At 72.7% G+C, this 20421-nt stretch carries 17 protein-coding genes; 12 read left to right on the top strand and 5 right to left on the bottom strand.

Annotated elements, in window-relative coordinates:
* Positions 1-172: 172 nt before the first annotated feature.
* Both ACFU97_RS09170 and ACFU97_RS09175 read right to left on the bottom strand, forming a co-directional pair.
* Positions 173-2023: a tetratricopeptide repeat protein gene (locus ACFU97_RS09170; protein ID WP_384252984.1), complete on the bottom strand. Its 1851-nt coding sequence runs from the start codon at positions 2021-2023 to the stop codon at positions 173-175.
* Positions 2024-2163: 140 nt separating this feature from the next.
* The gene (locus ACFU97_RS09175; protein WP_384252987.1) at positions 2164-3699 is read right to left on the bottom strand and encodes a DUF4331 domain-containing protein; all 1536 of its coding nucleotides are present in this window, start codon (positions 3697-3699) and stop codon (positions 2164-2166) included.
* 228 nt (positions 3700-3927) lie between these two features.
* On the opposite strand from ACFU97_RS09175, the gene ACFU97_RS09180 reads away from it, so the two are divergent.
* The 3 genes from ACFU97_RS09180 to ACFU97_RS09190 all read left to right on the top strand — a co-directional run bounded on the left by ACFU97_RS09180 (position 3928) and on the right by ACFU97_RS09190 (position 5675).
* The gene (locus tag ACFU97_RS09180) at positions 3928-4470 is read left to right on the top strand and encodes a sigma-70 family RNA polymerase sigma factor (RefSeq protein WP_384252989.1); all 543 of its coding nucleotides are present in this window, start codon (positions 3928-3930) and stop codon (positions 4468-4470) included.
* On the top strand, positions 4467-5279 hold the full coding sequence (locus ACFU97_RS09185; protein ID WP_384252991.1) for an anti-sigma factor domain-containing protein: 813 nt from the start codon (positions 4467-4469) through the stop codon (positions 5277-5279). Before ACFU97_RS09180 ends, ACFU97_RS09185 begins: the two co-directional genes overlap by 4 nt.
* Positions 5280-5405: 126 nt before the next feature.
* Entirely contained in the window at positions 5406-5675 is a 270-nt protein-coding gene (locus ACFU97_RS09190; protein WP_384252993.1) for a hypothetical protein, read from the top strand.
* Between the two features lie 235 nt (positions 5676-5910).
* Here the strand turns inward: ACFU97_RS09190 and ACFU97_RS09195 are convergent, their stop codons facing one another.
* The 3 genes from ACFU97_RS09195 to hmgA form a co-directional block, all read right to left on the bottom strand.
* Positions 5911-7071 (bottom strand): type ISP restriction/modification enzyme, encoded by a 1161-nt coding sequence (locus tag ACFU97_RS09195; protein WP_384252996.1) that lies wholly within the window; start codon positions 7069-7071, stop codon positions 5911-5913.
* Between the two features lie 40 nt (positions 7072-7111).
* A complete protein-coding gene (locus ACFU97_RS09200; RefSeq protein ID WP_384252998.1) occupies positions 7112-7861 on the bottom strand; it encodes a GntR family transcriptional regulator in 750 nt (249 codons plus the stop codon).
* 81 nt (positions 7862-7942) lie between these two features.
* On the bottom strand, positions 7943-9289 hold the full coding sequence (gene hmgA, locus ACFU97_RS09205; RefSeq protein ID WP_384253000.1) for a homogentisate 1,2-dioxygenase: 1347 nt from the start codon (positions 9287-9289) through the stop codon (positions 7943-7945).
* Positions 9290-9474: 185 nt separating this feature from the next.
* Here hmgA and ACFU97_RS09210 point away from each other — a divergent pair, with 185 nt between their 5' ends.
* From ACFU97_RS09210 to ACFU97_RS09250, 9 genes are all read left to right on the top strand, one after another.
* Complete coding sequence (locus ACFU97_RS09210) at positions 9475-10080, top strand: hypothetical protein (protein WP_384253002.1); 606 nt, start codon at positions 9475-9477, stop codon at positions 10078-10080.
* Positions 10077-10694, top strand: a complete 618-nt coding sequence (locus tag ACFU97_RS09215) for a TetR family transcriptional regulator (RefSeq protein WP_384253005.1) — start codon at positions 10077-10079, stop codon at positions 10692-10694. The genes ACFU97_RS09210 and ACFU97_RS09215 overlap by 4 nt, the downstream gene beginning before the upstream one ends.
* Before the next feature lie 156 nt (positions 10695-10850).
* Positions 10851-13103 (top strand): molybdopterin oxidoreductase family protein, encoded by a 2253-nt coding sequence (locus ACFU97_RS09220; protein ID WP_384253008.1) that lies wholly within the window; start codon positions 10851-10853, stop codon positions 13101-13103.
* Positions 13104-13236: 133 nt separating this feature from the next.
* On the top strand, positions 13237-14643 hold the full coding sequence (locus tag ACFU97_RS09225) for a CitMHS family transporter (RefSeq protein ID WP_384253011.1): 1407 nt from the start codon (positions 13237-13239) through the stop codon (positions 14641-14643).
* Positions 14644-14675: 32 nt separating this feature from the next.
* Positions 14676-15920 carry an MFS transporter gene (locus ACFU97_RS09230; protein ID WP_384253013.1) on the top strand — a complete coding sequence of 415 codons (1245 nt, stop codon included), beginning with the start codon at positions 14676-14678 and terminating at the stop codon, positions 15918-15920.
* A gap of 102 nt (positions 15921-16022) precedes the next feature.
* A complete protein-coding gene (locus tag ACFU97_RS09235) occupies positions 16023-16694 on the top strand; it encodes a hypothetical protein (RefSeq protein ID WP_384253015.1) in 672 nt (223 codons plus the stop codon).
* Complete coding sequence (locus tag ACFU97_RS09240; protein WP_384253018.1) at positions 16684-17385, top strand: class F sortase; 702 nt, start codon at positions 16684-16686, stop codon at positions 17383-17385. Before ACFU97_RS09235 ends, ACFU97_RS09240 begins: the two co-directional genes overlap by 11 nt.
* 181 nt (positions 17386-17566) lie before the next feature.
* Complete coding sequence (locus ACFU97_RS09245) at positions 17567-18910, top strand: ABC transporter ATP-binding protein (protein WP_384253020.1); 1344 nt, start codon at positions 17567-17569, stop codon at positions 18908-18910.
* Positions 18911-19025: 115 nt separating this feature from the next.
* Positions 19026-20414, top strand: a complete 1389-nt coding sequence (locus tag ACFU97_RS09250; protein ID WP_384253022.1) for an aldehyde dehydrogenase family protein — start codon at positions 19026-19028, stop codon at positions 20412-20414.
* Positions 20415-20421: the final 7 nt, after the last annotated feature.

Raw genomic sequence — 20421 nt, forward strand, 5'->3', positions numbered from 1 at the left:
GTTTGGGGGGGGGGGGGGGGGGGGGGGGGGGGGGGGGTGGTGGGGGGGGGGGGGGGGGGGGGGGGGGGGGGGTGGGGGGGGGGGGGGGGGGGGGGGGGGGGGAAAACAACCCCCCCCCCCCCCCAGGCCGCCGTGAGGACGGCCCCGGTGGAGGCGAGCAGCCGACGAGGGGTCACCGCGCGGCCTCCAGGTCCTTCATGGCCTTACGGGCCTCGCGGGCACCCGGTGGCGAGAAGCCGGGGTTGAGCCGGAGCGCCGCCGTGAGGGAGGCGCGGGCGTCCTTCGCGTGGCCGGTGGCGCGTTCGATCATGCCGCGGTGGTAGAGGAACGCGGCGTTGCGGTACCCGGTGGCCGTCGCCTGCCGGGCGTACGGGAGGGCTTCCGGGTCCTTGCCGTTGACATGCAGCGCCCAGGCCAGGGCGTCCGCCGTGTGCACGGTGTGCCGGCGGGCCCACTCGGCGCGGGCGGCGCGCAGCGCGGCCGTCCTGCTGCCGTGGTCGGCGGCGGCGAGCGCGGTGTCGAGGTCGGCGTTGACGCCGTAGGAGCGGGCGAGGGCGATCCAGGCGTCGACCAGGGCGTACTGGTCGCGGGCCTTCGCGTCGTCGCCCTTCGCGCCCCGGTCCTCGTACATCTCGCCGAGCTCCACCAGCGGCTGCGGCAGCGGGTAGCGGGCGACGACCTGCTCCATGCCCTTGATCGCGGCGGCGTGGTCGCCGCTCGCGTACTGGGCGCGGGCGCGGCCCTCCAGCGCGGGGAGGTAGTTCTCGTCGGCGGCGAGCGCGCGGGCGTAGTAGGTGAGCGCGCTCTTGTAGTCGCCCTGGTTCCAGGCGAGTTGGCCGAGCTGGGCGGCGACGTAGGAGATGTCGCCGCGGGCGGTGGAGGTGGCGAGCGCCTGCCGCAGGACCTGCCGTGCCGTCCTCACGTCCCCGCGCAGCTCGTGCACGTACGCGTACCGCGTGAAGACCGGGACGCCCGGGCGGCGGGAGTCGGCGGTGTCGGCGGCCTTCGACGCCTCGGCGTAGCGGCCGAGTTCGACGAGGGCGTCGATACGGGAGGACAGGGCGCGTTCGCTGTAGGGGTTCTCCTTGAGCACGCTGTCCGCGTACCTCAGGGCGTGCGTGAAGTCGTGCCGGGCCGCGGCGAGGGCGGCCTGGCCGGTGACGGCCTGCTCATTGCCGGGCCTCAGGTCGAGCGAGCGCTTCAGGGCCTTCGCGGCCTGCGGGTAGCGCGAGGGGTCGCCCTTGGTGCGGGCCTGCTCGACGTAGGCCAGACCGAGCGTGGCCCAGCTCCCGAAGTCCTTCGGCTGCGCCTTGAGCTGGGCCTGCAGCGCGGCGATGCTCGCGTCGAGGCCGCCGCCGGTGAGCAGTGCCGGGGAGGCGGCACTTGGCGCGGCCGCGGCGGTCGCGGCCCCGCGGTCCCGCAGCGCCCCGACCGCGACGGACCCGAAGGTCAGCGCGACGGCCAGCAGCACGACGGTCCCCCCGACCTGCAGCGCCCTCAGCCGCCGCCCGGCCTCCCCGACCCGACGCACGGCGACGACGCGGGGATCGGGGGCGGTATCCCTACCGCGGGCGGCACGGTTCTCGGACGCTGCGGGGGCGCCGGGGTTTCCGGGCTCCGCGGGGTCGCCCGGGCTTTCGAACTCGGCGGGGGCGCCGACGGTTTCGCACTCCGCGTCCGCGAGGCCGCCGAGGCGGGACGGCTTCTCCCGCGCCGGCCCCCCGGCGTCCGTCGCACCCTCCGCGTCCGCCGCGTGGGGTTCCGCGGGGTCGCCGGCGCTTTCGCCTGCACAGGTCGGCTCTCCTGCACCGGTCGGCGCCCCTTCACCGCTGGGCACCGTGTCCCGTTCACCGGTGGGCTCCGCGGCCTGCGCGGTGCTGCCCTCCGGGATGTCGGACGTCCTCGGTCCGGGGACCGGAGTGTGCGCCGTGGCCGCTGTCGGGGAGGGCTCGGGTGCCGGTGGGGGGAGTGGCGGGGTGCCGGGCTCCCTCTCCGGGTCGGTGCCGTTCGTGCGCGGGGCCATGCCCTCTCCTCAATCGACGTGCTGCCCTGGGAAGTTGTGCGGCGCGGCCCGGCCGTGGGGGATGGGTACGGACGGGCCGCGCCAGTCGGTGGGCGGGCCGGGCGGCGCTGTTCAGGAACGACGCCCGGCCCGTGGCGGGCCTAGTAGGCCCGGCTCCGCATCCGGCGCCACCACATCAGGCCGGCACCGATCAGGGCGATCCCGGCCGCGCCGGCGCCCGCGGAGGCGGCGATCAGGCCGGAGTTGCTCATGCCGCCTGAGGAACCGGCCGGCTGGAGCGCGTCGCCCAGCTGGTTGCGGACGTCGTTGCCGCTGCTGACGCCCTTGGCCGTGGCACCGCGCGAGCCTGCCGTCGGGTTGGCCAGGTACGGGAAGGAGTGGCCGAAGCCCTTGTCGTTCTTGTCGACCGCGTCGCCCAAGTCATTCTTGGAACCGACCAGTTCGCCCTCGACGACCTGCAGCGCCTCGTCGACCACGTCGTCGGTGAGACGGCGGCCGTTCGGGAAGCCGGCGTTGTCACCGTCGAGCACACCCAGCCGCTTCGGGCTGGCGGCGGGCTTGATCGAGGTGTTCAGTCGCAGCTCCTCCGCCGGACGCACCTTCGGCGGCTGGTTGAGCCCCTTCACACCCTTGAGGAACACGTCGACCAGGTCGTTGCGCGGCTCGGCCGGCGCCTTGATCTTGTAGATCGACTCGATGAGCTTCGGCAGCTCCGGGTTGGTCACGTTCTTCAGGAACTGGCCGTCGTTCCACGGCGAGGACGCGTTGAACTTGTCCTTGTCCTTCAGCGGGTTGACGACCTCGTTGACCAGCGGGTTGCCCAGGCGCGAGACCTGCTCGTAGTAGCCCTGGGCGTTCCTGCGCTGGGTCGTCGACCAGATGCCGACGACCGGCTGGTCCTTCGACTCCGTGATCATGTCGGTCGGGACCTGCAGGGCGATGGAGTTGACGTTGTAGCCCTTGAGGGTGTCCCGCCCGACCTCGGACAGGTTGCCGCCGTAGAGCAGGTCGAAGACGCGCAGGTCGAGGAAGAACGGGTCGTCGGCCTGACCGGCGAAGGTCTGGGCGCCGTTCGGAAGCTTGTAGACCGCCTGCTTGCGCAGGGTGTTGTAGTCGGGCATCGACGCCTTGCCGACGTTCGAAGGAGCCACGGCCACGTTGTCCGCGAGCTTCGTCTTCGAGACGACCTTCTGGTTGTGCAGCTTGATCAGGTCGATGTCGTAGGACTGCGTGACGTTCAGGTCCGGGTCGTCCAGGCTGGTGACCGCGCCCGTGTTGTACAGGAACGTCTTCTTGTTCTTCGTGTGCGTCTTGAAGGTGTAGCGCAGCAGCAACTCCCCCTGCGCGTCACCGTTGTTGTCGATGTGGATGTCGTACTGAGCGTCGTCCGCGAAAGTGTAGAAGTTCGGGCCGCCCGCCGGGTCCTCGAACGGGATCCAGTTGGCGATGATCGTCGTCGTGTCCGGCTTGTCCGGGCTCACGAACGCGTACACGTCGGTGTTGTCGTACTGCGGCTGCCCCGAGATCAGCGGGGCCTCCCGGTGGCTGGAGGCGGAGGCCGCCCCCGGTTCCAGCGTGGCCACGCCGGCGGCCGCGAGCCCCCCGGCGGCCAGCGCGCCGGCTATCAGGGTCGCGATGCTCCTGCGTCCCGCACCGCTCCTGGAGATAGGTGTCATGCCGTCCGTCCTCAGTCCCAACTTGCCTGACGCACGCTGATTCGGAGCGGTCGGCAGGGTGGATTGGTCGAATCCCGAAGGTCTTTACGGCGCTGCGCGAATCTTGTTTCATCGCGCGGCGACTGGCGTTTTCGGCCCGCCCATCCGTAACCCCATCCGGAGGTGCGTTCGTTGCGAATGCCTGGTGTGACGGGACGGGGCCCTTGCGGCCGGGGAGAGGGGAACCGAGTGGAGGCGGACGAGCTTCTGCTGCTGGTGGCGGGCGGCGACCAGAAAGCATTCGAGGAGCTGTACGGACTGGTGTCCGGGCCGGTGTTCGGACTGGTGCGCCGGGTCGTGCGCGACTCCGCGCAGTCGGAGGAGGTGGCCCAGGAGGTCCTGCTCGAACTCTGGCGGTCCGCCGCCCGCTTCGACCCCGCCCGCGGCAGCGCCCTGTCCTGGATCCTCACCCTCGCCCACCGCCGGGCCGTCGACCGGGTACGCAGCGCCCGCGCGGCCGGCGAGCGCGAGCAGCGCGAGGCGCGCCGGGCCCACCACCCGGCCTTCGACCAGGTCACCGAGGAGGTCGAGGCGGGCCTCGAACGCGAATGGGTACGCCGCTGCCTGGACCGGCTCACCGATCTCCAGCGCCAGTCCGTCACCCTCGCCTACTACGACGGCTACACGTACCGTGAGGTGGCGGAGCGGCTGTCGCTGCCGCTGGGCACGGTCAAGACCCGCATGCGCGACGGACTCACCCAGCTGCGCAAGTGCCTGGGAGGTGTCGCATGAGCCTGCTCAAGAAACTGCTGGGCAGCGAGGATCCGCACTCGCTCGCGGCCCCCTACGCGCTCGACGCCCTGGCGCCGGCCGAGCGGCTCCGGTTCGAGAAGCACCTCGCCTCGTGCGAGATCTGCGAGGCCGAGGTGCGGGCCCTGTCCGAGGACGCCGTCCGCCTCGCCTGGTCGACGGCCGCCCCGGCGCCGGCCGCGATGCGCGACCGGGTGCTGGCCGCGGTCCGCGCGACGCCGCAGGAGCCGGCGCACGAGCACACACCTCAGTTGCCGCCGCACGTCTGGGGCACGCAGCCGCCGCCGGCGCGCTCCCGTGCGCCCCGTGAGCGCCGCCCGCTCTTCGTGCCCTTCGCCACGGCGACCGCCGCCGCGGCCCTCGTGGTCGCCTCGCTCTTCGCCGTGCAGGCGGGCCGGACGCAGGACCAGCTGGACGCCGCGAAGGCCCAGTCACGTGAGATCGCCCACGTTCTCGCAGCTCCCGACGCGCGCGCGACCGCCGGACAGGACAAGCAGGGCCGCGCCCTCGCGGTGGTCGCCTCCGCCTCCGAGGGACGGGCGGTCGTCACCCTCAGCGGATACGGCACTCCGCCCGGCGGACGCGTGCACCAGCTCTGGCTCATGCGCCCCGGTGCGCAACCACGCTCCCTCGGGCTGTTCCAGGGCGGCGACACGCCCTTGGTCGCGACCGGTCTCGACAAGGCGGCCACGTCACTCGCTGTGACCGTGGAGCCCGGCGGCGGGTCGCCGCAGCCCACCAGCCAGCCGGTTGTCCAACTCGCCCTGAAATCGGTCGGATTCGGAGAGTGACGAACGTGGAGTCGTCAACCTCCTTACGGGGAAGGTGAATCCTGTGACCGCGATACACGAGTGCCCCGAGGGAGCGATAGGGTTACTCTGCCCGGGCCGGGTGGACTCGTACGGGTGGGGAGTGACATGGAACAGATAACAGTGCGCAGCAGGGCGAGGGTCCCTGCGATCACGTGCGGGAGCAGCGCGACCAGCTCGCGCCTCGACCGGCATCTCTCGGTGCTGTCGGGTCCCGCCGTGCCGCAGCAGAAGGTGGCCGAGGCCACCTCGCTGATGCGTGAGCTCACCGCGCGCGACACCCCGCAGGAGCGCAGCGCCAGGGGCACGCGGATCAGCCGCGTCCTGCTCTTCGCGCCGCTGCGCCGGCTGCGCCGTTCGCTGTTCGGCGGGCGCTGAGCCGCACCGGCACTCCTCGCGGACCCGTCCCCGGGTGGGCGCACCGTCCCGGCGTATCGCTGCGCACTCGTCTCCGTCATCCCCGGCACTGCAGCGACATCCCAGGTGCGACATCTGGCGCGGGTCCGCGCGCCGTCCGTGACCGGCCGCCCACCCGGCTCCGGCGGCCCTCAACTCCCCTCAGAGGGAGGCGTGTTCACCTCCACCTCTCGCCGCGGATCTCCCCGCCCCGTGGTCACAACAGCGCGAACTGGCCCTCCGGGCCCTCCTCGTGGTGATCGAGGACCGAGGCGGGCCTGCGGGCCGCCGCCGACGGTGGCAGGACCCCCGCCTTGTGCAGCTCGGACGCCGTGACGGGTGACGTCACCGTCAACTCCTCCTGCTGCGGCCGCAGTTCGGCGAGCAGGGCGAGGACCGTGATCAGTTCCAGCAGCTCCGAGGTCCAGCTCTGCGGCCAGGTGGCCGGACGGATCGCGGCCAGCGTGCCCGGCTCGGGCTCGGCGGTCCGCGCGGTGAACCACTCCTCCAGGACCCGGACGCCGGCCGTCTCGAAGTCCCAGGCCTCGGGCGGCACCGGGGAGATGCGGCCCTCGTCGAGCAGCAGGGTCTCCTCGTCGCGGTCGTAGTCGACGACGAGCGGGCGCGGCGGCAGCGGGGCGCGGACGTAGGGGCGGCGGCCGCCGGGCAGCTTGGGGCGGTCGCCGTCGCGGCGCATCAGCCACAGCACACGGCGGCCCAACTCCACTCCGCGCGCGAAGAGTTCCGCGTCCTCGGTGAGCGGGACCGTCAGGTCGGGGCGGGCCGTCGCCATGATCCAGGCGAGGACGTCCGGCGGCGCGGGGGAGTGGCCGAGGCGGCCGGCCAGGTGGTCGAGCAGGCCGGGCGCCAGGTTGGGCTCCAGACCGCCGGGGCGGCGGTAGAGCGGGCGGATGCGGCCGGGGCGCAGGAGCGGGACGCAGGACGTGGCCAGCAGCTGCGGGCCGCCCGTCCCGGAGGGGCTCTCCACCACGAAGACCTGGTGCTCGTCCGCCACCCGCCACAGCTCCGGTCGGGCGCTGTCGATCAGGCGGTGGTCGGGCAGCAGCCACTGCTCGTCGAAGGGGGCGTGCAGCACGCGCACCGGCTCCGGGGCGGGGCCCGTGGCACGCACCAGCTTCTCCGTGCCGCTCGGCCGGCCGGGCAGCTGGCCGACCGCGGAGTGCAGGGTGCGTGAGCGGGTGGGCTCGAACAGGGCCTCCCGGTCCGTGCCGTCGGCCTTCATCAGGGCGTCCCAGCGGGCTTTCAGGGATGCCGCATCGGGGCCCGTCGGCCACCTCCGGCCGAGCCGCGGCGGTGCGACGGACCACGGCATGAGGTCCGCCAGCGGCGGAGCGTCGTCGTGCGTCACGCTGGGCATCGTACGGCCTGTCGCCTGCGGCGGGTCGGGGACAGCGGGTTCAGGTGGCGTCCAGCGTCACCGAGAAGGAGAAGCGGTCGCCCCGGTAGTGGATCACCGCGACGTCCAGCACCCGCCCGTCCGCGTCGTACGTCACGCCCGTGTAGTGCAGGATCGGGCTGAGCAGCGGGACTTGCAGCAGCCGCGCCGTCTCCGGGTCGGCCAGCCGGGCCTGGACGGTGTCCGTGATCCGGCTGATGTCCGCCCGCACGATGTCGCGCAGCACCTTGGTCATCGGCCAGCGCAGCAGGTCGGCCGGGTCGATCCGGGCGGCCACGTCCGGCCGCACGTGGTTGAGCGCGTGGTTGGTCGGCTCACCCGTCTTCTCGTCGCTGCGCAGGCGGTGGTAGGCGGCCACCTCCCCGGTCTCCGGGAAGAGATCGGCGAGTTCGGGGGGCACGGGCACGTGGCCGTGGTCCAGCAGTTCGGTCGTCATGCCGGACTGCTGGGCCACGATCGCGTCCACCGAGCCGAGCAGCCGGACCGGGGCGCCCCTGCGGGCGTCGGGCTCGATGAAGGTGCCCCGGCGCCGGTGCCGGGTGATCAGCCCCTCCTCCTCCAGCTCCTTCAGCGCCTGCCGCATGGTCAGCACGCTCACTCCGTAATGCTCCGCCAACTGCTCCTCGGTGGGCAGGCGGAGGGGGTCCTGCGGCGAGCGGCCGAGTATCGAGGCGCGCAGGGACTGCGACACCTGGTACCAGAGCGGCAGCTTGCGGTTCAGGACGATCGAGTCCGGGGCGAAGGAGGTCACGGGTCATCCGTACCGGTCGGGGATCTTCAGTGCAACCGAGTGGGCGGCGGGGTCTGACGGCGACCCTGCGGCCGGCGTCGGTCAGTGCGCGCGGAAGTGCCGTTCGAGGCCCCGCCACACGTCGTCGTAGTGCGGCTGGAGGTGGTCCGCGTCCGCCGCGTGCGCGGTGAGCGTGACCGGCCAGCGGGTCTCGAACATGAACGCCAGCCCGTCGTCCACCTTCTGCGGCTTCAGCTCGGCCGCGCTGGCCCGGTCGAACGTCTCCCGGTCCGGTCCGTGCGCCGACATCATGTTGTGCAGCGAGCCGCCGCCGGGCACGAATCCCCCCTTCCCGGCCGTCTTCGCGTCGTAGGCGCCCTCGATCAGGCCCATGTACTCGCTCATCACGTTCCGGTGGAAGTACGGCGGCCGGAAGGTGTCCTCGCCCACCAGCCAGCGCGGCGCGAAGACCACGAAGTCGACGCCGGCCAGGCCCGGGGTGTCCGACGGGGACGTCAGCACCGTGAAGATCGACGGGTCGGGGTGGTCGTAGGAGATGCTGCCGATGACGTTGAAGCGGCGCAGGTCGTAGACGTAGGGGACGTGGTTGCCGTGCCAGGCGACCACGTCGAGCGGCGAGTGCTCGTACGTCGCCTTCCAGAGGTTGCCGCAGAACTTGTTGACCACCTCCACCGGCCCCTCGACGTCCTCGTACGCGGCGACCGGGGCCTTGAAGTCCCGGGCGTTGGCCAGTCCGTTGGCGCCGATCGGGCCGAGGTCGGGTAGGCGGAAGGGGGCGCCGTAGTTCTCGCAGACGTAGCCGCGGGCGGTCGGGGTCTGCCCGCCGTCGGGCGCGGTGTCCAGGAGCTCCACCCGGAAGCGCACCCCGCGCGGAACGAGCGCCACATGTCCGGGCTCCACGTGCAGCAGGCCGAACTCGGTGTGCAGCAGCAGGCCGCCCTGCTCCGGGACGATCAGCAGTTCGCCGTCCGCGTCGCTGAAGACGCGGTCCATCGAGGAGTTGGCGTGGTAGAGGTGCACCGCCATGCCGGTGCGCTGCGTGGCGTCGCCGTTGCCGCCCAGGGTCCACAGGCCGGCCAGGAAGTCGGTGCCGTCGGCCGGGTCGGGCAGGGGGTCCCAGCGCAGCCGATTGGGGTCGGGGACGGACTCCGTGAAGGGCGCCGAGCGGACCCAGCCGTTGTGGGTGTGGGTGAACGCCGGGTGCGCGGCCGACGGGCGGATGCGGTACAGCCAGGAGCGGCGGTTGCCGGCCCGCGGCTCGGTGAACGCCGATCCGCTGAGCTGTTCCGCGTACAGCCCGAGCGGCGCGCGCTGGGGTGAGTTGCGGCCGTCCGGCAGGGCACCGGGCACGGCCTCGGAACTGTGCTCGTTGCCGAAGCCGGAGAGGTAGGTCAGCCCCTCGGCCCTCTTGCGCGCTTCCCCGCTCATCATCGCTCCCTTGCGGACTGATGCGGTCTGATTCCTATGGAACACCGTAGGATTGCGCTCCGGCCGGCGCAAGAGGGTCCCCAGCCGCCCCACCAGGCATCCCGGCCGCCCTCGTCGTCAAGGGGGAGCCGGAACCCGACTCCAGGGGGATCCGGCTGTCGGACCGGTGTTCTAGTCTCCGGGGCATGTCGTGGACGCGTGGTCCGTGCGCCGCGCTCGCGGTCTGTGTCCTGCTGCTGACCGGATCCGCGGGCTGCGGTTCCAGTGCTGCCCACGAGGGGAAGAACGGCGCGTCGACCTCGCCGGTGGGCAAGGTCCTGGACGACACGGACAAGGAGGGGCGGCACTACCGTGAAGTGCAGAAGAAGGGCGCGCCCGAGGTCGGGATCCAGGTGCAGCCGGACACCGGCGACACCTGGGACGTGCACCTGACCGTCCGCAACTTCCGCTTCTCGCCGGGCGGTACGAAGGCGCGGGCGACGGCGGGCCGCGGCGTGGCCTACGTCTTCGTCGACGACCGGCTCGTCAGCCGGCTCCGCGGCCTGAACTGCCGCCTGCCCGCCCGGCTCGTCCCGCGCGGCACGCACCACGTCACCGCGCGGCTCTACGCCGACGACGGCACCGTATGGGCCGTGAAGGGCCGGCCGATCGAGAGCACGGCCGACATCACGTCGTCGGAGGCGGCGGGCCGGCCGGGGGACTCTTCGGACCCGACCGCACTGAGCGCGACCGACCGTCATGCGCGGACCGGGGGGCGAGGTTCTCCGGAGCGCGCCGGAAAGGCATCATGAAGCACGTGCCCCACGCGACATCGCTCCGCCGTGCGCCCGTGCAGCGGCGCAGTGCCGAACGACTGACCCGGATCCTCGACGCCTGCGCCGAACTTCTCGACGAGGTCGGCTACGAGGCCCTGAGCACCCGGGCCGTCGCCCTGCGCGCGGAAGTCCCCATCGGCTCGGTCTACCGCTTCTTCGGCAACAAGCGGCAGATGGTCGACGCCCTCGCCCAGCGCAACCTCGAGCGGTTCAGCGAGCAGGTCACCGAGCGGCTGAAGCAGACCGGCGACGGAGGCTGGCGCTCGGCGATGGACGCCGTGCTCGACGAGTACCTGGCCATGAAGCGCACCGCGCCCGGCTTCTCCCTCGTCGACTTCGGCAACCAGATCCCGGTCGGCGCCCGCAGCGCCGAGCCCAACCACCGCGTCGCCGACCGCCTCACCGAGCTGCTCTCCGGCTACCTCGACCGGGAGCCGGACGAGGATCTGCGCCGCACCTTCCTGATCGCGGTGGAGACCGCCGACACCCTCGTCCACCTGGCCTTCCGGATGGCCCCGGACGGCGACGCGAAGATAATCGAGGAGGCGCGCGGGCTGCTCCAGGCGTATCTGGCGCGGGTGCTGGACTGAGCCCGGCCCCGGGTGCCGGGGCCGTGGCACCCGCGCGAGCCCCCGGCGAACGGCCCGCGAATTTCCGACCTCATCCCCGCGAGGCCTCCCCAGCATGCCAACCGGTCGGTATGCTCGGCCGTGCCCAGGCGCCGTCATCGCCCACCGGGAGGACCCGTGTCCCGCACCGCTCTGCGTATCTGCCCCCTGTGCGAGGCCACCTGCGGGCTGACCCTCACCATCGAGGGGACCCGGGTCACCGGCGCCCGCGGTGATCGCGAGGACGTCTTCAGCAAGGGGTTCATCTGCCCCAAGGGCGCCTCCTTCGGCGCCGTCGACGGTGACCCCGACCGGCTGCGCACCCCTCTCGTACGCAAGGACGGCGAGCTGCGCGAGGCCACCTGGGACGAGGCCTTCGACGCCGTGGCCGCGGGCCTGCGCCCCGTCGTCGAGCGCCACGGCCCGCACGCCGTGGGCGTCGTCCTCGGCAACCCGAACGTGCACACCATGGCCGGCGCCCTCTATCCGCCGGTGCTGCTCGCCGGCCTCGGCACCCGCAGCGTCTTCACCGCCTCCACGGTCGACCAGATGCCCAAGCACGTCTCCAGCGGACTGCTCTTCGGCGACGCCAACGCGATCCCCGTGCCGGACCTCGACCACACCGGCCACCTGCTCCTCATCGGTGCCAACCCCCTGGAGTCCAACGGGAGTCTGTGCACCGCCGCCGACTTCCCCGGCAAGCTCAAGGCCCTCAAGGCGCGCGGTGGCACGCTGACCGTCATCGACCCGCGCCGCACCCGCACCGCCAAGCTCGCCGACCGGCACATCGCGATCCGCCCGGGCACCGACGCACTCCTGCTCGCGGCCATGGCGCACGTCCTGTTCGAGGAGGGCCTCGCCGACCTCGGCGAGCTGGCCCCGCACGTCCAGGACCTCGACGAACTGCGCGCGGCCGTCCGGGAGTTCACGCCCGAGGCCGTCGCCGCCGCCTGCGACGTCGAGGCCGCGGTGACGCGTGCGCTCGCCCGCGAACTCGCCGCCGCCCCCACCGCCGCCGTCTACGGCCGCATCGGCAGCTGCACCGTCCCGTACGGCACCCTCGGCAGCTGGCTCGTCGACGTCCTCAACATCCTCACCGGCAACCTCGACCGGCCCGGCGGCGCCCTCTTCCCGCAGGCGGCCACCGACCGTACGCCCCGACCGGCCGGCCCCAGCCACGGCTTCGCGCTCGGCCGCTGGCACTCCCGGGTCGGCAAGCACCCCGAGGCGAAGGGGGAGTTCCCGCTCTCCGCGCTCGCCGAGGAGATCGACACCGCCACCGCCGAGGGCGAGCCGATCCGGGCGCTGATCTCCGTCGCCGCCAACCCCGTGCTGTCCGCGCCCGACGGTGACCGGCTCGACAAGGCCCTGGACTCCCTGGACTTCATGGTCAGCGTCGACCCGTATCTCAACGAGACCTCGCGCCACGCGCACGTCGTGCTGCCGCCGCCCCCGCCCTCCCAGAGCCCGCACCACGACTTCGCCTTCAACACGCTCGCGGTGCGCAACCAGGTCCGCTACACGCGCCCCGCCGTCCCCCTGGAGAGCGGCCGCAAGGCCGAGACCGAGATCCTCGCCCGGCTGATCCTGGCGGCCACCGGCATGCACGGCGCCGACCCGTCCGCCGTCGACGACATGGTGATCGGACAGACCCTCGGCAAGGCGGTCAAGGAGCCCCACTCGCCCGTGCACGGCCGTGACCCGCAGGAACTCGCCGCCGCGCTCACCGGAGTGAGCGGCCCCGAGCGCCGGCTCGACATGATGCTGCGCCTCGGCCCCTACGGCGACGGCTTCGGCGCACGGCCCGACGGGCTGTGCCTGGAGCGGCTGCTCGCGCACCCGCACGGCATCGACCTCGGCCCGCTGGCCTCCCGCCTCCCGCAGCCGCTGAAGACCCGCAGCGGAAAGGTCGAGCTGCTGCCGCGGCCGATCGCGGACGACCTGCCGCGGCTGCGCGAGGCGCTGGACCGGCTCCCGGACGAGCTGGTCCTCGTCGGCCGCCGCCATCTGCGCTCCAACAACAGCTGGATGCACAACGTCCCGGCCCTCACCGGCGGCAGCAACCGCTGCACCCTGCACATCCACCCCGAGGACGCCGAGCGCCTCGGGGTGCGGGACGGGGCCGCCGTCCGCGTCAAGGGCGCCGGGGGAGAGGTGACCGCCCCCGCGGAGGTCACGGACGGGGTGCGGCCCGGCGTGGTGAGCCTGCCGCACGGCTGGGGCCACGACCGCCCCGGCACCCGGATGAGCCACGCCGCGATCGATCCCGGCGTCAACGTCAACCAGCTCCTCGACGGCAGCCTGCTCGACCCCCTCTCGGGCAACGCGGTCCTCAACGGAGTGCCGGTGGAGGTCACCGCGGTGGCCGAATCGATCACGACGCTGACCTGAGCAAAGCCCTGACCTGGAGTTTTGCGCTTATTGCTCGCAGGTCAACGTCTTGTTAACGCCGTTCGGACGGACCTAACGTCGTCGCACCGCCTGCCCGGTGGGATGTTCAAGGGCGAACGTTAGGTATCCACTCATGCTGACCCTCCTCGGCTTTGCCATGATCGCGACCTTCCTGGTCCTGATCATGCTGAAGAAGATGTCGCCGATCGCGGCGCTCGTGCTGATCCCGGCGCTGTTCTGCGTCTTCGTCGGCAAGGGCGCCAAGCTCGGCGACTACGTCATCGACGGCGTCACCGACCTCGCCCCCACCGCGGCGATGCTCATGTTCGCGATCGTCTACTTCGGTGTGATGATCGACGTCGGCCTCTTCGACCCGATCGTGCGGGGCATCCTGAAGTTCTGCAGGGCCGACCCGCTGCGCATCGTCGTCGGCACGGCCCTGCTCGCCGCGATCGTCTCCCTCGACGGCGACGGCTCGACCACCTTCATGATCACCGTCTCGGCGATGTACCCGCTGTACAAGCGCCTGAAGATGAGCCTGGTGGTGATGACCGGTGTGGCCGCCATGGCCAACGGCGTGATGAACACGCTGCCGTGGGGCGGCCCGACCGCCCGCGCCGCCACCGCGCTCAAGCTCGACGCCGGCGACATCTTCGTGCCGATGATCCCCGCGCTCGCCACGGGCCTGCTGTTCGTCCTCGCGCTCTCCTACGTCCTCGGCCGCCGCGAGCGCAAGCGGCTCGGCGTGCTGACGCTGGACGAGGTCCTGGTCGAGGAGAAGGAGACCGAGACGGTGCTCGTGGGCGCGGGCGGCGGCTCCGGCCCGGGCAAGTCCCCGGCGCGCACCGGCGGTTCGGGCGTGGGCACCGACGCGGAGCCTGGCGACGAGGACGAGGGCTTCCAGGGCCTGGACCCGCACCGGCCCACCCTGCGCCCCCGGCTGTACTGGTTCAACGCGCTGCTCACCGTGGCCCTGCTGACCGCCATGATCATGGAGCTGCTGCCGATCCCGGTGCTGTTTCTGCTCGCCGCCGCGACCGCGCTGACCGTGAACTTCCCGCACATGCCCGACCAGAAGGCCCGGATCGGTGCGCACGCCGAGAACGTCCTCAACGTCTCCGGCATGGTCTTCGCCGCCGCCGTCTTCACCGGCGTCCTCCAGGGCACCGGCATGGTCGACCACATGGCCACGTGGCTGGTCGGCAACATCCCGGACGGGATGGGCCCGCACATGGCCTTCGTCACGGGTGTCCTGAGCATCCCGCTGACCTACTTCATGTCCAACGACGGCTTCTACTTCGGCATCCTCCCCGTCCTCGCCGAGGCCGGGCAGGCCCACGGCGTCTCCTCGCTGGAGATCGCCCGCGCCTCACTCATCGCCCAGCCGCTGCACATGTCCAGCCCGCTGGTCCCGGCCGTGTACGTCCTGGTCGGCATGGCCAAGGTCGAGTTCGGCGACCACACCCGGTTCGTCGTGAAGTGGGCCGTGCTCACATCACTGGTGATCCTCGGGGCAGGAATCCTGTTCGGCATCATCTGATCCACCGCCCGTACCGTCTGGAGGACTTCACCATGAGGCCCGGTGGGAACCGCGGCTGGCTGCTGCGCCTCGTCATCGCCTTCGGCTTCGCGCAGGGGGCGGTGTCGATGGCCCGGCCCGCCGTCTCCTACCGGGCCCTCGCGCTGGGCGCCGACGAGCGCGCGATCGGCGTCATCACCGGCGTCTACGCCCTGCTGCCGCTCTTCGCCGCGGTACCGCTGGGCCGCCGCACCGACCACGGCCGCTGCGCACCCCTGCTGCCGGCCGGCGTGGTGCTCATCGCCGGCGGCTGCGCGCTGAGCGGGGTCGCCGGCTCCCTGTGGACGATGGCGGTCTGGAGCGGGGTGATGGGCCTCGGCCACCTCTGCTTCGTGATCGGCTCCCAGTCGCTCGTCGCCCGCCAGTCCGCCCCGCACGAACAGGACCGCAACTTCGGCCACTTCACCATCGGCGCCTCGCTCGGCCAGCTGGTCGGCCCGATCGCCGCGGGCGCGCTGATCGGCGCCCCGGACATGGTGGGCACCAGCGCGCGGGCCCTGCTGGTGTCGGGCGCGGGAGCCGCGATCGCGTTCACGTCCCTGTGGCGCATCGAGGACCGCACGGCGGTCAGGCCCCCCGCGGGCGCCCGCGCCCGGGTCCCCGTCGGCGGCATCCTGCGCGCCCGGGGTGTGCCCGCGGGCATGCTCATCAGCCTCTCGGTGCTCTCCGCCACCGACATCCTCACCGCCTATCTGCCGGTGGTCGGCGAGCACCGGGGCATCGCGCCGTCCGTGATCGGCGTCCTGCTCAGCGTGCGCGCGGGCGCCACCATCGCCTGCCGGCTGGTGCTGACCCCGCTGCTGCGGCTGCTCGGCAGGCCCGCGCTGCTCACCGTGACCTGCCTGCTGGCGGCCCTGCTGTGCGCGGGGATCGCGCTGCCGATGCCGGTGTGGGCGCTCGGCGTGCTGCTGGCCGCCCTCGGGTTCTGCCTCGGCGTCGGTCAGCCGCTGTCGATGACGACGGTCGTGCAGGCGGCTCCCGACGACGCCCGCTCCACGGCCCTCGCGCTGCGCCTGACCGGCAACCGCCTCGGCCAGGTCGCCGCGCCCGCCGCGGCGGGGCTGGTCGCCGGGGTCGCGGGTGTGGCGGCGCCGTTCGTCATGCTCGGAGCCCTGCTGTTGCTGTCGGCGGGCAGTGCGCTGCGCGCGCCGGCCGCCCCGGGCGGCGGTCAGGTGGCCCGGGGCGCCACCGGGAAGCGCCCGGAGGGGACGCCGTTGCGCCGGTCGAGCGACATCTGACGGCGCGTCGGGCCGCGGTCGCGCCGGTCCCGGGGTGGATGTGAAAGAGAGTCAGGTGAAAGAGCGATTTGTATGAAAATCGTCTGACTCGGAGGAACATCCATGCCCACCTTGATGCCCCCGTCCGTCGGCGCCCGTCTCGGAGCCGCGGCCCTCACCGTATTCACCGCGGCCGGTGCCTCCTGGTTCGCGACGACGGCCGCCGTGGCGGCCCCCGGCGACGGTGCCGACATCAGGATCCACAATGAGCGGGTGCCCTACGGCGTCTCCAAGGACGATCCCGAGGTCTGCAAGTTCTACCTCGACGCCGCCAACTTCGGCACGGTGACCAGCGTCGACTACACCATCACGGCGCAGCCCCCGCTGCCCACCGCGGCCACGGTGAGCGGCACGATCTCCCTGGCCGGCGGCGCCGGCCACACCGACACGCTAGGCCTGGCCGACGGCCGGTACACCTTGCAGTGGACCATTCCGCCGACCCTGCCCGGCGCGGCGGCCACCCCGCCCAAGGAGAAGGTCTTCACGGTCAACTGCCACAGCAGGAACGACCGGGGGCAGCAGGGCCCGAACCGGACCATCGAGGACCACGGTCCCGGGGCCGGGCACGAGGGCGGCGGCCCGAAGGGCGGTGTCCACGCCGGCGGCGGCGGCCTGGTCGACACCGTGCAGTCGTACACCCCGCTGAGCGCGGCGGCGGGCGTCGGACTGGTCGCGGTCGGCGGTGCCGTGTACGTCCGCACGCTGATCCGCCGCCGTTCGCACGGTGCCTCCTAGGCGCCGACGCAGGCCCTGGCACCGGACCCGCGCCTACCGCCTCACCAGGACGGCCCTCATCGTGGCCGTCCTGGTGACGGTCGTCCGGTGCGGGGGGCACCACCACCCGGTCCCGTCCGCCGACGGGCCGGCCGCCGGCGCGCCCGCCGATCCGGTGCCCGGCGTCGCCGACCAGCGTCCCGGGGCCGCCGAGCCCGGCCCGTCGGCCAGGCCCACCCCGCCGCCCGACCCGCTGCCCCGGTCGCCGGCGACCGGCCTGCGCGTACCGTCCCTGGGCATCGACGCGCCGATCGTCGCCGTGAAGGTCGGCGCCGACCAGCAGCTGGAGACACCCCCGCTCGACAAGCCCAAGCTCGTCGGCTGGTACCAGGACGGCGCCTCGCCGGGCGAGACGGGCACCGCCATCGCCGTCGGGCACCGGGACACCAGAACCGGCCCGGCGGTCTTCGCCGCGCTCGCGCAGCTACGCCCCGGCAAGACCGTCGAGGCGCGGCGCCTGGACGGCCGCACCGCGGTCTACACCGTGGACCGCGTGCGCGTCTTCGACAAGTCCCGCTTCCCCGACAAGGAGGTCTACGGCCCCAGCAGGCGGCCGGAGTTGCGGGTGCTCACCTGCGGCGGGCTGTTCAACCGCAGGACGGGCTACACCAGCAACGTCGTCGTCTTCGCCCATCTGACCGCGACCCGCTGACGCGGTGGTGCGATGCGTCCGGTTTCTCACTGGGCGGAACGGAGCGGCCGATTGTGTCGTGTGTCTTCCGTTGAGTCCGTACGGTCCGTTAACTTCCGTGACTCACAGCCCGTACGACCCGCACGGGCCGTTCCGCCGCCGAGCACCAGCACTCGCTCAGAACGCCCCCGGGGGCAGTGTCATGACGCGCGCCATCTCCCTGCACGACGTGAGCAAGACGTACACGCGCGGTGTTCGCGTGGTGGACCGGCTGTCGCTGGACATCAGGCCGGGCGAGTTCCTGGTGCTGCTCGGGCCGTCGGGCTGCGGCAAGTCCACCGTGCTGCGCATGATCGCCGGGCTGGAGGAGATCACCGAGGGCAGGCTCCTGCTGGACGGCGAGTACGGCAACGACCTGCTCCCGTCGGACCGGAACATGGCGATGGTGTTCCAGAACTTCGCCCTCTATCCGAACATGACGAGCCGCGGCAACATCGGCTTCCCGCTGCGGGTGGAGAACCCCGGCGAGGACCCGCGCCCGCGGGTGGACGCCACCGCCCGGATGCTGGGCATCGAGGACCTCCTCGACCGCTTCCCGAGCCAGCTCTCCGGCGGCGAGCGCCAGCGCGTGGCGATGGGCCGGGCCATCGCCCGCCACCCCTCCGCCTTCCTGATGGACGAGCCGCTGTCCAACCTGGACGCCAAGCTGCGCAACCATCTGCGGGCGGAGATCTCCAAGCTCACCCGGGAGCTCGGCGTCACCACGGTCTACGTCACCCACGACCAGGCGGAGGCCATGTCGCTGGGCGACCGGGTCGCCGTGCTGCGCGGCGGGGTGCTCCAGCAGGTGGGCACCCCGCGCGTGGTCTACGCCCTGCCCCGCAACGTCTTCGTCGCCGCCTTCATCGGCACCCCGCGCATCAACCTGCTGCGCGGGGTGGTGCGGGCCCCGCTCGACGGCGCGATGACCATCAGCCTCGGCAAGCAGTACCTGCGGCTGCCCGAACCCCTCACCCTGGACCACCAGTTGCTGCGGGTGCAGCAGGGCCGGGAGGTGATCGTCGGGCTGCGCTCGGAGGCCGTCCGCATCGCCAAGCACGCATCCGCGCGCGCCGGCGAGGTGCCGCTCACCGGGCTGGTGGAGCACGTGGAGTTCCAGGGGCACGAGGTCCTGGTGCACTTCAACACGGGTTCCCGGCCCGCCGTCGTACCGGATCTCGAGGCCCCGCGCCCCGCGCCGCGGCCCTCCCGGCGCCGCCGCCGGGACGGCGGCACGACCGTGCTGGCGCGCATCCGGGAGCGGGCCGAGGCCCTGCGCGCCGGACCGGTGGTGGTCATGGACGACGTCGCCGACGGGCGCGCGGAGCCCGCGACCGCCGAGGCCCGCCTGCCGGGCGACCTGGTGGTCCGCACCACCCCCGACATCGAGCTGCGCCACGGCATGCAGGTCCCGCTCCTGGTCGACCTGGCCCATCTGTTCGTCTTCGACCAGCACGGCGAGCGGATCTGCCCGTCCCCGGCGCGGCTGCCGGACCTGGACGAATAGCGCTTCACCGGGGCTCCCGGCGAGGGGGCGTCTGGCGCCGGAAAACTATCGTCGCTAGTTTATGTGGCGTCGGTAGGTTTGACGCGCACGACGCACCCCGCCCCGGAGGAGCACCATGAAGGCACACGACGGCATGTACATCGGCGGCGCCTGGCGCCCCGCCGTCGGCACGGAGACGATCGAGGTCGTGAACCCGGTCGACGAGCAGGTGGTCGCCCAGGTGCCGGCGGGTACCGCCGAGGACGTCGACCAGGCCGTACGGGCCGCCCGCGCCGCCTTCCCGGCCTGGGCCGCGACCCCGCCGGCCGAGCGGGCCGCCCGGCTGGCCGCCCTCCGGGACGTCCTCGCGGCGCGCAAGGACGAGATCGCCGAGACGGTCACCACCGAGCTCGGCTCGCCGCTGAAGTTCTCGCAGAACGTGCACGCGGCCGTGCCGGTCGCGGTCGCGGGCTCCTACGCCGAGCTGGCGGCGACGTACGTCTTCGAGGAGAAGACCGGGAACTCGACCGTCCGTCTGGAGCCGGTCGGCGTGGTCGGCGCGATCACGCCCTGGAACTACCCGCTGCACCAGATCGTCGCGAAGGTCGCCCCGGCGCTCGCGGCCGGCTGCACGGTGGTGCTCAAGCCCGCCGAGGACACCCCGCTGGTCGCCCAGCTCTTCGCCGAGGCGGTGCACGAGGCGGGCGTCCCCGCAGGCGTGTTCAACCTGGTCACCGGCCTCGGCCCGGTCGCCGGACAGGCCCTGGCCGAGCACCCGGAGGTCGACCTCGTCTCCTTCACCGGCTCCACCGCGGTCGGCCGGCGCATCGGCGCGACGGCGGGCGCCGCGATCAAGCGCGTCGCCCTGGAGCTGGGCGGCAAGTCCGCCAACGTCATCCTGCCGAGCGCCGACCTCGCGAAGGCGGTCAACGTCGGTGTCGCCAACGTCATGTCCAACTCCGGCCAGACGTGCAGCGCCTGGACCCGCATGCTGGTGCGGCGGGACCGGTACGAGGAGGCGGTGGGACTCGCGGCGGAGGCCGCCGCCAAGTACGGCGAGCGCATCGGCCCGGTGGTCAACGCCAAGCAGCAGGCCCGGGTGCGCGGTTACATCGAGAAGGGGGTCGCGGAGGGCGCCCGGCTGGTCGCCGGCGGCCCCGAAGCACCGCGCGAGCGGGGCTACTTCGTCGCGCCCACCGTCTTCGCCGACGTCACGCCCGAGATGACGATCGCCCAGGAGGAGATCTTCGGCCCCGTCCTGTCGATCCTCGCCTACGAGGACGAGGAGGACGCCCTGCGCATCGCCAACGGCACGGTCTACGGCCTCGCGGGTGCCGTCTGGGCCGGCGACGAGGACGAGGCGGTGGCCTTCGCCCGCCGGATGCAGACCGGCCAGGTCGACATCAACGGCGGCCGGTTCAACCCCCTTGCCCCCTTCGGCGGTTACAAGCAGTCGGGCGTCGGCCGTGAACTCGGCGCGCACGGCCTGTCCGAGTACCTGCAGACCAAGTCCCTCCAGTTCTGAAGGAGCC

The organism is Streptomyces sp. NPDC057616 (assembly GCF_042800575.1).
In the GTDB taxonomy this organism is placed as follows: Bacteria; Actinomycetota; Actinomycetes; order Streptomycetales; family Streptomycetaceae; genus Streptomyces.